The sequence below is a fragment of the Kitasatospora sp. NPDC001527 genome, from assembly GCF_040298605.1.
In the GTDB taxonomy this organism is placed as follows: Bacteria; Actinomycetota; Actinomycetes; order Streptomycetales; family Streptomycetaceae; genus Kitasatospora.
This window is the reverse complement of record NZ_JBEPAM010000048.1, coordinates 15,441-30,258: the sequence shown is the minus strand read 5'-3', so window position 1 is coordinate 30,258 and position 14,818 is coordinate 15,441. Positions and strand designations below refer to the sequence as shown.

At 70.4% G+C, this 14,818-nt stretch carries 12 protein-coding genes; 5 read left to right on the top strand and 7 right to left on the bottom strand.

Annotated features, from left to right (window positions below):
• The first annotated feature begins 89 nt into the window (after positions 1-89).
• Positions 90-341 carry a WhiB family transcriptional regulator gene (locus ABT238_RS31345; RefSeq protein ID WP_014138019.1) on the top strand — a complete coding sequence of 84 codons (252 nt, stop codon included), beginning with the start codon at positions 90-92 and terminating at the stop codon, positions 339-341.
• 399 nt (positions 342-740) lie between these two features.
• On the opposite strand, the gene ABT238_RS31340 is transcribed toward ABT238_RS31345, so the two are convergent.
• The 7 genes from ABT238_RS31340 to ABT238_RS31310 all read right to left on the bottom strand — a co-directional run bounded on the left by ABT238_RS31340 (position 741) and on the right by ABT238_RS31310 (position 10,517).
• Entirely contained in the window at positions 741-2,261 is a 1,521-nt protein-coding gene (locus ABT238_RS31340) for a sensor histidine kinase (protein WP_350562742.1), read from the bottom strand.
• Positions 2,262-2,677: 416 nt separating this feature from the next.
• Entirely contained in the window at positions 2,678-3,730 is a 1,053-nt protein-coding gene (locus ABT238_RS31335; protein ID WP_350562744.1) for an SIS domain-containing protein, read from the bottom strand.
• A gap of 238 nt (positions 3,731-3,968) precedes the next feature.
• The gene (locus tag ABT238_RS31330) at positions 3,969-5,264 is read right to left on the bottom strand and encodes an extracellular solute-binding protein (RefSeq protein WP_350802206.1); all 1,296 of its coding nucleotides are present in this window, start codon (positions 5,262-5,264) and stop codon (positions 3,969-3,971) included.
• A gap of 448 nt (positions 5,265-5,712) precedes the next feature.
• Complete coding sequence (locus ABT238_RS31325; RefSeq protein WP_350802193.1) at positions 5,713-7,266, bottom strand: glycoside hydrolase family 3 protein; 1,554 nt, start codon at positions 7,264-7,266, stop codon at positions 5,713-5,715.
• A gap of 6 nt (positions 7,267-7,272) precedes the next feature.
• On the bottom strand, positions 7,273-8,100 hold the full coding sequence (locus ABT238_RS31320; protein ID WP_350562748.1) for a carbohydrate ABC transporter permease: 828 nt from the start codon (positions 8,098-8,100) through the stop codon (positions 7,273-7,275).
• Positions 8,097-9,125: a carbohydrate ABC transporter permease gene (locus ABT238_RS31315; protein ID WP_502884192.1), complete on the bottom strand. Its 1,029-nt coding sequence runs from the start codon at positions 9,123-9,125 to the stop codon at positions 8,097-8,099. The genes ABT238_RS31320 and ABT238_RS31315 overlap by 4 nt, the downstream gene beginning before the upstream one ends.
• Before the next feature lie 90 nt (positions 9,126-9,215).
• Positions 9,216-10,517, bottom strand: coding sequence for an extracellular solute-binding protein (locus tag ABT238_RS31310; RefSeq protein WP_350562752.1), 1,302 nt, complete (start codon positions 10,515-10,517; stop codon positions 9,216-9,218).
• Between the two features lie 337 nt (positions 10,518-10,854).
• On the opposite strand from ABT238_RS31310, the gene ABT238_RS31305 reads away from it, so the two are divergent.
• The 4 genes from ABT238_RS31305 (at position 10,855) to ABT238_RS31290 (ending at position 14,812) form a co-directional block, all read left to right on the top strand.
• A complete protein-coding gene (locus ABT238_RS31305) occupies positions 10,855-11,646 on the top strand; it encodes a GntR family transcriptional regulator (RefSeq protein WP_350562754.1) in 792 nt (263 codons plus the stop codon).
• Positions 11,647-11,937: 291 nt separating this feature from the next.
• Positions 11,938-12,219, top strand: a complete 282-nt coding sequence (locus tag ABT238_RS31300; RefSeq protein WP_350562756.1) for a DUF3311 domain-containing protein — start codon at positions 11,938-11,940, stop codon at positions 12,217-12,219.
• Between the two features lie 59 nt (positions 12,220-12,278).
• The gene (mctP, locus tag ABT238_RS31295; RefSeq protein ID WP_502884195.1) at positions 12,279-13,829 is read left to right on the top strand and encodes a monocarboxylate uptake permease MctP; all 1,551 of its coding nucleotides are present in this window, start codon (positions 12,279-12,281) and stop codon (positions 13,827-13,829) included.
• Between the two features lie 167 nt (positions 13,830-13,996).
• Positions 13,997-14,812 (top strand): histidine phosphatase family protein, encoded by an 816-nt coding sequence (locus ABT238_RS31290; protein WP_350562760.1) that lies wholly within the window; start codon positions 13,997-13,999, stop codon positions 14,810-14,812.
• Positions 14,813-14,818 lie beyond the last annotated feature (6 nt).

Sequence of the window (14,818 nt, the reverse complement as noted above, 5' to 3'; positions counted from 1 at the left end):
GTTGCGGGATTCGTGAAAGCGTTCACATTCACAAGGACCATCGATGTGCCGACCGGGCAACCCCCGCCGGCAGGAGGAGTTGGACGACCATGGACTGGCGCCACCGCGCTGTCTGCCGCGAAGAGGACCCGGAGCTGTTCTTCCCGATCGGGAACACCGGTCCTGCTCTGCTGCAGATCGAGGAAGCCAAGGCCGTGTGCCGGCGCTGTCCGGTCATGGAGCAGTGCCTCCAGTGGGCCCTCGAGACCGGCCAGGACGCCGGCGTCTGGGGCGGCATGAGCGAGGACGAGCGCCGCGCCATGAAGCGTCGTGCCGCCCGCAACCGCGCCCGCACCGCCTGATCACACGCCGTAGTACCAGCAGTAACCGTAGAACCGATCAACACATGATCACAGGCTTCCCCTGCACCTCCTGGTGAAGCCTTCCGTACAAAGGGCCTTGATCGACGAGGTCCCGCGACACCGGCCCGCCCAGCCACTTGATACTGTTCACTTAGAGCAATATCGTGGAGCTGTGGCGCTCACCGTGTGCAACGCACCGGCTTGTGTCGCACCACCCAGAGCCCCCGTTCCGGCCGACTCCCCCCGACGGCCGGAACGGGTTGAGAGGCCCTGTCGACCCACCCCCCCCGGTCGACAGGGCCTCGTTTCTGTTTCTGCCGCCGGACTTCCGCCACCGAGTAGAGGTGGTGAAGGGGCGTACGGCCGGCGCTCGCACCGGACGTACGCCCCCCGCACGCTTCAGCGCACCGGGATCTCCAGGACCACCTTGGTGCCGCCGTCCGGCCCGGCCACCATGTCGAAGGTGCCGCCCAGCTCCCCGGTGGCCAGGGTCCGGACGATCTGCAGCCCGAGGTTGCCGGCCTGCTGCGGGTCGAAGCCCTCGGGCATGCCCCTGCCGTCGTCCTGCACCGTGATCAGCAGGTACTCCTCCGGTCTGGCCCCGCCGTTCCAGCTGTCCGACCAGCCCATGCCGGTGGCCGGCGCCCGCCCGCGCAGCGCGCTGACCTCCAGATTGCCGGAGGCGCTCGGACCGAACGCGTGTTCCAGCGCGTTCTGCAGCAGCTCGGTCAGCACCATCGCCAGCGGGGTGGCCACCTCGGCGGACAGGATGCCGAAGCTGCCGCTGCGGCGGGTCGCCACCCGGCCGTCCTGGGACAGCTCCATCACCATCGCCAGCACCCGGTCGGCGATCTCGTCGAAGGCCACCTGCTCGTCCAGCGCCTGGGAGAGCGTCTCGTGCACGATCGCGATCGAGCCGACCCGGCGCACCGCCTCGTCCAGGGCGGCGCGGCCGGATTCCGAGTCCATCCGGCGGGACTGCAGGCGCAGCAGCGCGGCGACGGTCTGCAGGTTGTTCTTCACCCGGTGGTGGATCTCCCGGATGGTGGCGTCCTTGGTCATCAGCTCGCGGTCGCGCCGGCGCAGCTCGGTGACGTCCCGGCAGAGCACCAGGGAGCCGGTCAGGGTGCCCTTGGGCTTGAGCGGGATGGCCCGCAGGGTGACCACGCCGCCCTGGGCCTCGATCTCGGTCTGCCGGGGGGCCCAGCCGCTGGCCAGCTTCACCAGCGCCTCGTGCACGGCGGCCCGGGAGGGCGGGGCGAGGTCGGCGGTGGTCCGGCCGAGGTGGCTGCCGACCAGGTCGGTGGTGAGGCCGAGCCGGTGGTAGGCGGAGAGCGCGTTGGGGCTGGCGTAGGTGACGGTGCCGTCGGCGTCCAGGCGGATCAGGCCGTCACCGACCCGCGGTGCGGCGTCCATGTCGGCCTGCTCGACGCCGGGGTAGGGGAAGGTGCCGGCGGCGATCATCTGGGCGAGGTCGGAGGCACTCTGCAGGTAGGTGAGCTCCAGCCGGCTGGGGGTGCGCACGGTCAGCAGGTTGGTGTTGCGGGCGATCACGCCGAGCACCTTGCCCTCGCGCCGCACCGGGATGGACTCGACCCGGACCGGCACCTCCTCACGCCACTCCGGGTCGCCCTCGCGCACGATCCGCCCCTCGTCGTAGGCGGCGTCCAGCAGCGGGCGGCGGCCGCGCGGGACGAGGTGGCCGACCATGTCGTCCTGGTAGGAGGTGGGGCCGGTGTTGGGGCGCATCTGGGCGACCGAGACGTACCGGATGCCGTCCCAGGTGGGGATCCAGAGCACCAGGTCGGCGAAGGAGAGGTCGGAGAGCAGCTGCCACTCCGAGACCAGCATGTGCAGCCACTCCACATCGGCACCGGTCAGGGTGGTGTGGCGGCGGACGAGTTCGTTCAGCGAGGGCACAGGGCGAGCGTAGCTCCAGGGGGGCTCGGACGGGCCCCGCGCACCCCCCGACCGGCGGCTCCGCCCACCCCTCCCCCATGTTGTCCAGACCAATTTTCGGGGAGGCCTGGACAACCCAGATTGGTCTAGTCCACAATGAAAGGGCACCAAGGAGAGGCACCCGCGCAACTGCCCTGACCGCGCGATGCCCCTCCTCGGTCGGACGCCGCCGAACGAGGACCCCGCACAGTTCTCGATCGTCACCGGCGCCCGACGACAGCTCCGGGCCGCGGAGCCGCATGGGTTGAGGGTCCCGTGTCGGCACCGTGGCCCGAAGTGCTTTCCGGCCCCGTTTCCGGGCCCGCTCCAGGACTCGACAACGCCCGAGCCCCCGTCCACAGGCTGTGGACGGGGGCTCGGGCGTTGCCGGGGGCGCGTCAGTGGGTCTCGGTGACCTTGGCGAGCGCGCGGGGGGCGTCCGGGTCCTGGCCGCGGGCGATGGTGACCTCGTAGGCCAGCAGCTGCAGCGGCAGGATCTCCAGGATCGGCTGCACCTCCTCGGGCACGCCGGCCGGCAGCGCGAAGCCCGCCGAGGCGGCCTCCACCTGCGCCTGCTGGCCGACCACGACCAGGTCGGCGCCGCGGCCGCGCAGGCGGTCGAGGACCGGCTGCAGGGCCTCGCCGCCCTTGCCGTCCGGGACGATCGCGATGACCGGGGAGACGTTGTCGACCATGGCCAGCGGGCCGTGCAGCAGGTCGGCGCCGGAGAACGGGGAGGCCGGGATGTAGGTGGTCTCCATCAGCTTCAGCGCCGCCTCGCGGGCGGTCGGGTAGCCGTAGCCGCGCGAGGTGATGACCAGGCGCTGGGCGAAGCGGTAGCGCTCGGCCAGGGCCTTGACCTCGCCCTGGCGGGCCAGGACGCCGGCGGCCAGCTCCGGCAGGCCCTTGGCGGCCGCGCCGTCGCCGCCGCGCAGGCCCTCGACCAGCAGGTAGAGGGCGAGCAGCTCGGCGGTGTAGGTCTTGGTGGCGGGCAGCGCCTTCTCCGGGCCGGCCAGCACGTCGATGTGGAACTCGGAGACCTCGGCCAGCGGCGAGCCGGCGTTGTTGGTGACCGCCAGGGTGATGGCACCGGCCTCACGGGCCGCCTTGGTGGAGGCGACGAGGTCCGGCGAGCCGCCCGACTGGCTGACGGTGATCACCAGCACGTCGGTCAGGTCCGGCTTGGCGCCGTAGGCGGTGGTGGTGGACATCGAGGTCAGGCCGGCCGGCTTGCCCAGCAGGATCTCGATGAGGTACTTGGCGTACAGCGCCGCGTTGTCCGAGGTACCGCGCGCGGTCAGGAGGACGAACCGCGGGTTGCGGGCGGCGATCCGGGACGCGATCTCGAAGATCTTGGGAGCGCCCTCGTCGAGGATGCGCTGCAGGACGGCCGGCTGCTCGGCCATCTCCGCCGCCATGATCCGGCCTGGGACGGTCTGCGTGTCGGACATCGTGGGTGGGCCTCCGATGAGATGGTTCCACCCCGACCGGACGGGAATGCCCGGCGGGGACCTCTACGGCGGCGAGTCCGCACACTCGCTGCGGTGAATGCTGCGGCAATCCTACGGGGGCCGTCCGCCCTGGGCACATCCGAGGAGGGCCTTCGGGCAGGTCCCGGGGCCCCGGCGGTGCGCGGAGCCCCTCCCGGCGGTGCGGGGAGGGGCTCCGGCGTCCCGGGGCGGCGGCGGCTCAGCCCGCCTTGTTGATCAGCTGGTCGATGGCGGCGTCGGCCTCCTTGGTGGCCTGGTCCACCGGCTTGCCCTTGAGGATGGCGTTCAGCATGTCGGGCAGGATCTTCTGCTTCTCCACCAGGCCCCAGCCGGGGGCCAGCGGCGTGAACCAGGCGTCCGGCACCGCGTTGGCCGCGGCGGCGGTGGCCGGCTTGTTCTTCAGCGGGTTCAGCTGGGTGAGGTTGTTCGGCAGGATGTCCTTGTCGGCCAGCGCCTGCTCGGACTTGGCGCTGGTGAACATCCGGACCCAGTCGGTCGCGAGGTCCACCGAGGGCGACTTCGCGGTGACGCCGAGGGCCGAGCCGCCGATGAAGGTCGGCAGCGGCTTGCCGTTCGGGCCGGGCATGGTGGCGACCTTGACCGAGTCCTTGAGGCTCGGGTCGCCGGTGACCGGCGCGGCGACGCTGGACGCCTCGTAGCCGTTGCCGTAGAAGGACGCCGCGTGGCCGCGGGCCATCGCCTCGTACTGGTTCTGCTCGTTCTGCGACAGGTCGCCCTTGTTGTACTTGCGCACCAGTTCGACGAAGTGGTTGATGCCCTGCTGGGACTTGGGGTCGCTCAGCGTGCCGTGCCAGGTGCCGCCGCTGTCGAAGCGGGCGATGGCGCCGCCGTACGCCGAGACGTAGCTCATCGCGGCGTACCAGTACGGGCCGGGCAGGTAGAGCGGGGAGAAGGTCCGGTCGGCCTTGTTCTTGTCCGCGATCTTGTCGAGCGCCGCACGCAGCTCGTCCTCGGTCTTGGGGAACTCGGCGCTGCCGGTGGCCTGCTGGAAGGCCGCGGAGTTGTAGATGGCGACCCGCGCGCCCGCGTAGTAGGGCACGCACCAGAGCTTGTCCTGGTAGGTGCAGGTGTTGGCGAGCGCCTTGATCCAGGTGTCGGAGTTGTCGAAGCTGCTGCGCTCCACCGGGGCCAGCGCGCCGGACAGCACGTACTTCATGGTCTCGGTGTTGCCGAGCTCGACCACGTCCGGGGCGGCGCCGTCGGCGATCGCCTTGTCGAGCTTGGCCACCTTGTCGGCCCAGCCCTGGTAGGCGAGCTTGAGGGTCGCCTTCGGGTACTTGGCGGCGAACTCGTCGTTCACCCGCTGGACGAGGTCGGGCCAGTTCTTCTGGGCGTCGTCCATCAGCCAGACCGTGACGGTGCCGGTCGCGTTCTGCGGGTCCGCCGAGGCGGTCTTGGCGCCGTCCGACGACGAGCCGCCCGACGAACACGCCGTCAGCCCGACGGCCAGGGCCATGATGCCGACCGTCGCCATGAACCGACGCTTTCTCACGCCATCCTCCGAGGGTGTTGGGGAGCCTGTGCCCGCCGGCAGCGCGCTGGTGCCCGACAGGACGGTGTCCGGGGAGGGGCGGCGAAGAGCTTAGGGGTGGGCCAATACCACATCCGGGCAAATTGAAATTCGAACCGGATGGACTGGAGCCTGGCCTAGACCACAGTTGGTGTCAACGCCAAATGGCCTGGCGGCCATGGCCGTTGCAGACCTGTTGTACCGCGTGGCGATCAGTCGCCCGACGGTGACCCTATGTAGAACTTAAGGCTGCCTTAAGGGCGATTTGAGGGAACATCGTCAGGTCGGGAAACCGCAGGTCACACGGCGTCATAAAGCCGTGGAAACAGAGCGGGCCCGCCATGCGCCATGCGCATGACGGGCCCGCTGGGCGGATGCCTCCCGGCACCCGGTGTCACGGTCCGACGTGGACTCAGCCGATCGCCCCCGGCTGTCCGGTGAGCACCTCGACGGCGGCCAGCCCGCAGACCCGGGCGGCGCCGTGGGTGGCGATGTACAGCGCGCCCACCGGCTCGGACTGCGGCAGGCCCATCTCGACCACCGCGGCGTCCGGACGGGCCGCCACCAGGCGGGCCAGCGCGGCCGCCATCCACTCGTGCCGGTGCGCGTCGCGGACCACCAGCACCAGGCGGCGGTCGGCGGCACCGGCCAGCACCTCGGACACCAGCGCGTCCAGCGCCCCGGCCTCGGCGATCTCCGGGCCGACCTCGCGGGTGCGGGTGCCCGGGAAGCGGTCGGCCAGCATGCCGGCCACGCCCCACGGGGTGACGTCGCCGACGGCGATGTTCGGCTCGGCGGAGAACGAGGCCACGAACGGGCGCTCGGTCACCGGCAGGGGCTCGTGGCCCGGCGCGCGGACCACGCGCAGCGCCCGGCGGGCGGCCCGCAGGCCGACCGCGAGGTCCGCCTCCGGCCGCTCGCCCTGGGCGGCGATCCGGCCCCAGCTGCCGAGCGCGCGCACCCGGGCGGCCGCGTCGGCGAGCCGCTCCTCCGGGAGCCGGCCGGACTGCACGCCCGCCACGATGGCGTCGCGCAGCATCAGCACGGTGTCCTCGTCGGCCAGGCCGCCGCCCACGCAGATCGCGTCCGCGCCGGCCGCCAGGGCCAGCACGGTGCCCTCGCCCATGCCGAAGGTGTCGGCGATGGCGCCCATCTCGATGGCATCGCTGACGATCAGGCCCTGGTAGCCCAGGCCGCCGTCCTCGGGGGCCGCGCGCAGCAGGTCGCGCAGCACGGTGGGGCTGAGCGTGGCGGGCAGCCTGGGGTCGAGCGCCGGGATCATGATGTGGGCCGTCATCACGGCCTTGGTCCCGGCGGCGATCGCGGCCTGGAACGGGATCAGGTCACGGGCGCGCAGCACCTCCAGGTCGACGTCGATGACCGGCAGGCCGTGGTGCGAGTCGACGGCGGTGTCGCCGTGGCCCGGGAAGTGCTTGGAGCAGGCCGCGACACCGGCCGACTGCAGGCCCTCCACCCAGGCGGCGGTGTGCCGGGCGCACAGCTCCGGGTCGGCGCCGAAGGAGCGCACGCCGATGACCGGGTTGCGCGGGTTGGAGTTGACGTCCGCGGTGGGCGCCCAGTTGTAGTTCACGCCGGCCGCGGCCAGCGCGCGGCCCAGCTCGCGGGCCACGTCGCGGGTCAGCGCCGGGTCGTCGATGGCGCCGAGGGCGAGGTTGCCCGGCCAGGACGAGCCGGAGCCCGCCTCCAGCCGGGTGACGTCGCCGGACTCCTCGTCGATGGCGATCAGCAGGTCGGGGTTCTCGGCCCGCAGCGCGGCGGTGAGCGCGGCGAGCTGGCCGAGGTCGGCCACGTTGCGGTCGAACAGCGCGACCGAGCCGAGGCCGGCCGCCAGGTGGCGGCGCAGCCACTCCGGCGGCTCGGTGCCGACGAAGCCGGGCTGCAGGACGGTCAGCGCGTCACGGTGCAGCTGGTCGGAGGCCGGGAGGGTGGGAACGAGGATACTCACGGGGGATCAGCCCTTCACGGCGCCGTCGGTGAGGCCACCGACCGCCTTGCGCTGCAGGAAGACGAACAGGATCAGCACCGGGAGGGCGAACAGCGTCGACGCCGCCATCGTGGCGCCCCAGTCGTTGCCGAAGGCGGTCTGGAAGGAGGACAGCCACAGCGGCAGGGTCTGGCCGTCGGTCTTGTTGATGATCAGGACGAGGGGGAACTCGTTCCAGGCCGTGATGAAGCCGAACAGCGAGGTGGACATCAGGCCCGGCGCCAGCAGCGGGAAGATCACCTTCACGAAGGCCTGGGTGCGGGTGCAGCCGTCGACCATCGCCGACTCCTCCAGCTCCTTCGGCACCGCGGCGATGAAGCCGCGCAGCGTCCAGATGGTGAAGGGCAGCACCATCATCATGTAGAAGGCGGTGAGCGGGACGAGGCTGTTCAGCATCTCGTTGTCGCGGGAGATCAGGTAGACCGCGATGGTCATGACCTCCCAGGGCGCCATCTGGGCGGCCATGATGACCAGGACGAAGGTCTTGCGGCCGCGGAACCTCATCCGGGCGATGGCGAAGGACGCCAGGGTCGCGATCACCAGCGAGATCGCCACCGCGAGGACCGTGACGATGAAGCTGTTGGCGGTGTACGTCCAGAACTTCGGCACGTTGACCGCGGTCTTGAAGTGCTCCAGGGTCGCTTCGAACGGGATGAACACCGGCGTCTTGCTGACGATGTCCTTCGTCGGCTTGAAGGCCGTGCTGATCATCCAGTAGACGGGGAACGCGAAGAAGACGAAGAGGACGACCGCGATGACGTTCGGCCAGGTGCGTCCGATGAGCGAGCGCCTCACAGCTCGTCCTCCTGCTTCAGAATGATCCGGAAGTAGTACGCCATCAGGACGCCCAGGATCAGGATGGTGAGCACCGCGATCGCGGCACCGGTGCCGTAGTGCTGGCGGCCGGAGCCCTCCAGGAACGCGTGGATGGGGAGGGTGCGGGTGAGCCCGTCGGGGCCGCCGGCCTTGATCGCGTAGATCTGGGTGAAGGCCTTGAAGATCCAGATGACCTCAAGGAAGGTCGTGGCCAGGAAGAACGGCTTCAGATTGGGGAACATCACCGCGGTGAAGATCTTGACCGGGCCGGCGCCGTCCATCCGGGCCGCCTCGTAGAGCTCCTTCGGGATGGTGGTCAGCGCCGCGTACATGTTGAACGCCACGAACGGGATCGAGCCCCAGACCAGCAGCAGCAGGATCACGAAGAAGGTCGAGTACTGGGTGCCGGTCCAGTTGTAGGCGGCCATCGAGTGCCAGCCCAGGGTGTCCAGCAGCCAGTTGACCACACCGAAGTTGGTCTCGAAGAGCCAGGTGTAGACGGTGGTCGAGGCGACCACCGGCATCGCCCAGGCGAGCAGCAGTCCGATCGACAGCAGCAGCCGCATCTTCTTGCCGAGGCGGTTGAGCAGCAGGCCGACCAGCGCGCCGCCCACCATGATCAGGAAGACGTTGAGCGCCGTGAAGGCGACCGACCGGCCGGTGACCGACCAGAACTCCGGGTCGGACAGCTGCTCGGTGTAGTTCTCGAAGCCGTTCCACTCCGTCAGGTGCTGAACGAGCTGGCGCGCGTTCAGGTTCTGGAACGACACCAGGACGGTCTTCAGCAGCGGCCAGCCCAACAGGCCCAGGGTGGCCACGGTGGCCGGCAGGAGCAGCAGGTACGGCGCGAACCGGGAGCCCAGGCTCCGGCCGTCCGCCGGTCTGGCGCTCTTCTTCGGGGTGCCGGAGCCGCCACCGCGCGCGGCACCCGTCTCAATAGTGGCCACAGCGCCCTTCCCTGAATCCGGGGACTGTGTCTGCACCCGCTCCGAATGCACAGCCATCGTTCTCTCTTCCTAACAACCCGACCACGACGGACGGGCGCCGCCCACCGGCCCCCCGCCGGGAGCCGGTGAGCGACGCCGCTCGACTGCTTACTGCTTGGCGTTGAGACGCTTGGCGATCTCGTCGTCCGCCTTCTTGGCCGCGGTGGCGTAGTCGCCGGTCAGGGCCGAGGTCAGGAACTCCTTGATCGGGTTCGGGTCGTTCTCGACGCTCGCCCAGTTCGGGTGGGTCGGGGTGATGCCACCGACACCGGAGGCCAGCTTCGCGGCGGAGGCGAAGTCACCGACGACCTTGTCGTTGAGCGAGGCCTTGTTCGGGATGAGGCCCGAGGCGGCGACCGCGCCCTCGTTCTTGTCGTTCAGGGCGATCTTCAGGAAGTCCTTGGCCATGTCGGAGTTCTTGCTGGCCTGGGCGATGGCCAGGTTCGAGCCACCGAGGAACACGCCGGAGGGCTTGTCGGCGGTCTTGCCCGGGAGCGGGAAGAAGCCGATCTTGTCCTTGGCCATGGCCTTCTCGTCCGGGAGCTCCCAGCCGAGGCCGATGATCGAGCCGATGTCGCCCTGGCCGAAGATGTCCTTCTGCTGCGGCTTGGCCTCGTCCTTGTCCTTACCACCCAGGACCGAGTAGCTCTGGAGCTTCTTGTAGGTGTCGAAGGCCTTCTGCGCCTCGGGGCTGGACAGGCCGCCGACCCACTTGTCGCCCTCCTTCTTCGCCAGCTTGCCACCCTCGCTGGTGAGCAGACCGAAGTAGACGTACCACTCCTGGCCCGGCATGTAGATCGGGTCGGCGACACCCTGGGTGGCCTTGAGCTTGTCCAGGGCGGTGTAGAACTCTTCCAGGGTCTTCGGGGTGGTGGTCAGGCCGGCCTTGGCCCACAGGTCCTTGTTGTAGGAGACCACGCGGTTGGTCACGAACCACGGGGCGGCGTACTGCTTGCCGTCCAGGATCGCGGACTCGCTCTGGTTCGGGGCCCAGTCGGCACCGCCCAGGGCGGCCTTGTCCTTGGTGATGTCCAGCAGGCCACCGGTGGAGGCGTAGCCGGCGGTCTGGGTGTTGCCGATCTCCAGGACGTCGACGGAGCCCTCGGACAGCGCGGCGGTGACCTTGGGGCCGATGCCGGTCCACTCCTGGATCTGGTACTCGACCTTGGAGCCCGGGTAGGTGGTCTCGAACTCGGTCTTCACCGCCTCGTCCCAGCCCTTGGGGGCGGAGCCGGTCATCAGCCACACCTTGAGCGTCTTGCCGCTGTAGTCCTTCTTGCCGCCGTCGGCCGCAGTGGACGAGTTGCCCGACGCGTTGTTGTTCTCGTCCTTCTTGGCGTCCGAGCCGCAGGCCGCGAGACCAACAACCATGGCCGCGACGCCGACCGCCGCGATGAGCTGACGCTTCACGCCATCCTCCTGAGGGATGCCTTGGTTACCCCCGTCGGGTGGCAGCGGCATACCCACGCGAAGTGGGAGGAATGGTGCCGCGGACTCCAGCGAACGGGTGGGGGGATTCATAGTGACCGGCCTAGTGGTGTAGACCAGATGCCTGGAGCTTGGCCTAGACCAATGGGCCTGTCAACGGCTGTTCGACCGATCCGGACCACCCGTTATCAAGCCGACACCGCACATCGTTCATCGCGTGATGAGGTATTCGTTCCGTAGCCATACATGCAACGATGTGAGCTGTTAATGAGGCGGTGGGGCTCCCGGAGGGCCCTGCGAGAAGCGGGAGACAGGTCCGATGAGCACCGACGGGGGCAGCACGGCCCAGGTCAACGACCCCCTGGCGAAGAACATCGCCCCCCAGGGCGGCGCGGACCCCACCGCCCGGGTACCGAAGTACTACGGACTCAAGCGCCATCTGCTGCAGCTCACCGAGACCCAGCCCGCCGGCACCCCGGTCCCGCCCGAGCGAGCCCTGGCGGCGCAGTTCGACACCTCCCGCACCACGGTCCGCCAGGCCCTGCAGGAGCTGGTCGTCGAGGGCCGGCTGGAGCGCATCCAGGGCAAGGGGACCTTCGTCGCCAAGCCCAAGGTCGCCCAGGCCCTCCAGCTCACCTCCTACACCGAGGACATGCGCGCCCAGGGCCTGGAGCCCACCTCCCGGCTGATCGAGATCGGCTACATCTCCGCCGACGACCGGCTGGCCCCGCTGCTGGACATCAAGCCCGGCGGGCGGGTGCTGCGGATCGAGCGCCTGCGGCTGGCCAACGGCGACCCGATGGCCATCGAGGTGGCCCACCTGTCCGCCAAGCGCTTCCCGGCCCTGCGCCGCAACCTCGCCAAGCACAACTCGCTGTACACCGCGCTGCGCGAGGTCTACGGGGTCACCGTGGCCGAGGCCGAGGAGACCATCGAGACCACCCTCGCCAACCCGCGCGAGGCCGGACTGCTCGGCTCCGACCTCGGCCTGCCGATGCTCCAGCTCGCCCGGCACTCCTTCGACCCGGAGGGGAACCCGGTCGAGTGGGTGCGCTCCATCTACCGGGGCGACCGCTACAAGTTCATCACCCGCCTGAAGCGGCCGGAGTAGTCCGGCCCGGCGCCCGCACACGCCCGGGCCCCGGCGCGCGAGGAGCGCGCGCCGGGGCCCGTTGTGTTGTCCCGGCGCGCGGGGTGTCCGGATTTCGGGAAGTTGTCCCGGATCCGGTGACACGGATCACGTGATGCCATAGATTCCGCATCCGTACTGACTGCCGATCACCAGTGGTGCTGCTCGGCGGACCCAGGGGGTGCGCGGCTCCCCCGGGGTTGCGGCGCCGGCGAGGTGAATCCTCCGAAGCGGAGCCGACCCATGTCGTCAGAGCACACCGACCGACCTGTCATGCCCGAGCCAGAAGAGCCCGGCGGCGCCGGCCTGCCGGTGGTGACCCCCGAGCGGGTGCTCGCCGCGCTCGCCCTGCTGGTGCCGATCGTCGCGATGCTCTGGGTGGGCTCGTACGACAAGCCCGAGCCCGAGGCGGGCGGCGTCCCCTTCTTCTACTGGTACCAGCTGCTCTGGGTGCCGGTCTCGGCGGTCTTCACGGTCGCCGCCTACCTGCTGGTCAACCGGGACGAGAAGGCCCGCCGGGCCGCCGGGGCGCGGAAGGCGGGTGGCGCCCGGTGAACGGGGTCAACGTGCCGGCGCTGTCGGTGTTCGTCCTCTTCTTCCTGCTGGTCACCGTGATGGGCTTCCTCGCCTCCCGGTGGCGGCGGGCCGACAACGCGCTCCATCTGGACGAGTGGGGCCTCGGCGGGCGCAGCTTCGGGACCTGGATCACCTGGTTCCTGCTCGGCGGCGACCTCTACACCGCGTACACCTTCGTCGCGGTGCCCGCCGCCGTCTACGCGACCGGCGCCGCGGGCTTCTTCGCCGTCCCCTACACGATCATCGCCTACCCGCTGGTCTTCCTCTTCCTCCCCCGGCTCTGGTCGGTCTCCCGGGTGCACGGCTACGTCACCCCGGCCGACTTCGTGCGCGGGCGCTACGGCTCCCGGCCGCTGTCCCTGGTGGTCGCGCTGACCGGCATCCTCGCCACCATGCCGTACATCGCGCTCCAGCTGGTCGGCATCCAGGCGGTACTGGACGTGCTGGGCGTCGGCGGCGGCGAGAACGCCAACTGGTTCGTCAAGGACCTGCCGCTGTTCATCGCCTTCGGCGTGCTCGCCGCCTACACCTACTCCTCGGGCCTGCGCGCGCCGGCGCTGATCGCGTTCGTCAAGGACACCCTGGTCTACCTGGTGATCATCGTCGCGGTGATCTACATCCCGATCCGGCTCGGCGGCTACGGCCACATCTTCGACGCGGTCGGCGAGCGGTTCAGCGCCCCCAAGTCGGGCGGCTCGCTCACCCTGCCGGAGAACAAGCAGTGGACGTACGCCACGCTGGCGCTCGGCTCGGCGATGGCGCTGTTCCTGTACCCGCACTCGGTGACCGGTGTGCTGGCCGGCAAATCGCGCAACACGGTGCGCCGGAACATGGCGATCATGCCCGCGTACTCGCTGATGCTGGGGCTGCTGGCGCTGCTCGGCTTCATGGCGATCGCGGCCGGGATCGGCAAGGGCGACAAGAACTTCAACACCCAGCTCTCGGTGCCGCAGCTGTTCGAGAACATGTTCCCCGACTGGTTCACCGGCGTCGCCTTCGCGGCGATCGGCATCGGCGCGCTCGTCCCGGCGGCGATCATGTCCATCGCGGCGGCCAACCTGTTCACCCGCAACGTCTACAAGGAGTACCTGAGGCCCACCGCCACCCCGGCGGACGAGACCCGGGTCGCCAAGCTGGTCTCGCTGCTGGTCAAGGTCGGCGCGCTGGTCTTCGTGCTCGGCATGGACAAGCAGGCCGCGATCAACCTCCAGCTGCTCGGCGGCCTGTGGATCCTGCAGACCTTCGTCCCGATCGTCGGCGGCCTGTTCACCCGCTGGTTCCACCACTGGGCGCTGCTCGCCGGCTGGGCGGCCGGCATGGTCTACGGCACCTGGGTGGCCTACGGCATCGCCAGCCCCAAGACCAGGCACTTCGGCGGGAACGCCGCCGAGATCCCCGGCATCGGCGAGATCGGCTACATCGGGCTCACCGCCTTCGTCCTCAATCTGCTGGTCTCGGTGGTGCTCACCCTGGTGCTGCGCGCCGTCAAGGCGCCGGACGGACCGGACGAGACCCGTCCGGGGGACTACAGCGCCGAGAGGGGCGAGGAGGAGCCCGAGAACGCGCCGGAGCCCGTACCGGCGCACTGATACGCCCTGCACGCCCTGTGGTCGCGCCGTCTCCTCAGTCAACACTGGAGGGGGCGGCGCGATCATATGTATGAACAGCCGGGTGCATGGGGCACCACACTCAGGGCACCAACCAGACCGGACCGGCAACCGGCCGGCAACTGATCGACCCACGGGGAGCGGCGGCAATGGCAGAACTCGGCACCACCCTCAACGGCCAGCACCACACCGACGGACGGCACCGGCCGACCGCCCCGCACCGCGGGGCCGGCTCCGCCGCGGCCCCGGCGGCCACCGGGCTGCCCCCGCTCCCCTCCGTGCTGATCGCCACCCGCCACGGCGAGTCCACCGCCAACGTCGAGTTCCAGCTCGCCGAGGCGGCCGGCGCGCTCAGCGTGCCGATCAGCAGCCGGGACGCCGACATCCCGCTCTCCCTGCACGGCCAGCAGCAGGCCCACGCGCTCGGCCGCTGGTGGGCCGCCCTGCCCAGCGCCGACCGGCCGCGCAGCGTCTGGTGCTCGCCCTACGTCCGCACCACCGAGACCGCCCGGATCGCGCTCGCCCAGGCCGCCGGGCTCGGCTCCGTCCCGGTCTCGCTCGCCGTCCGCTACGACGAGCGGCTGCGCGACCGCGAGCTCGGCATCCTGGAGATGCTGCCCAAGGCCGCCATCGAGACCGGGCACCCCGAGGAGGCCGCCCGGCGGCGCAAGATGGGCGAGCTGTACTACCGCCCGCCCGGCGGCGAGTCCTGGGCCGACGTGGCGCTGCGGGTGCGCAGCGTGCTGCGCGACATCTGCGCGGAGGAGGCCGGGCGGCCGGTCCTGGTGGTCGCGCACGACTGCACGGTGCTCATGCTCCGGTACGTGCTGGACCGGCTCACCGAGGAGCAGCTGACCGCGCTGGAGCCGGTGCGCAACTGCTCCGCGAGCGTCTGGCGGGCCGAGGGCGGGCGGCTGCGCCCGGACCGCTGGAACCAGACCGGGCACCTGGAGGACGCGGGCTGAGCCGGC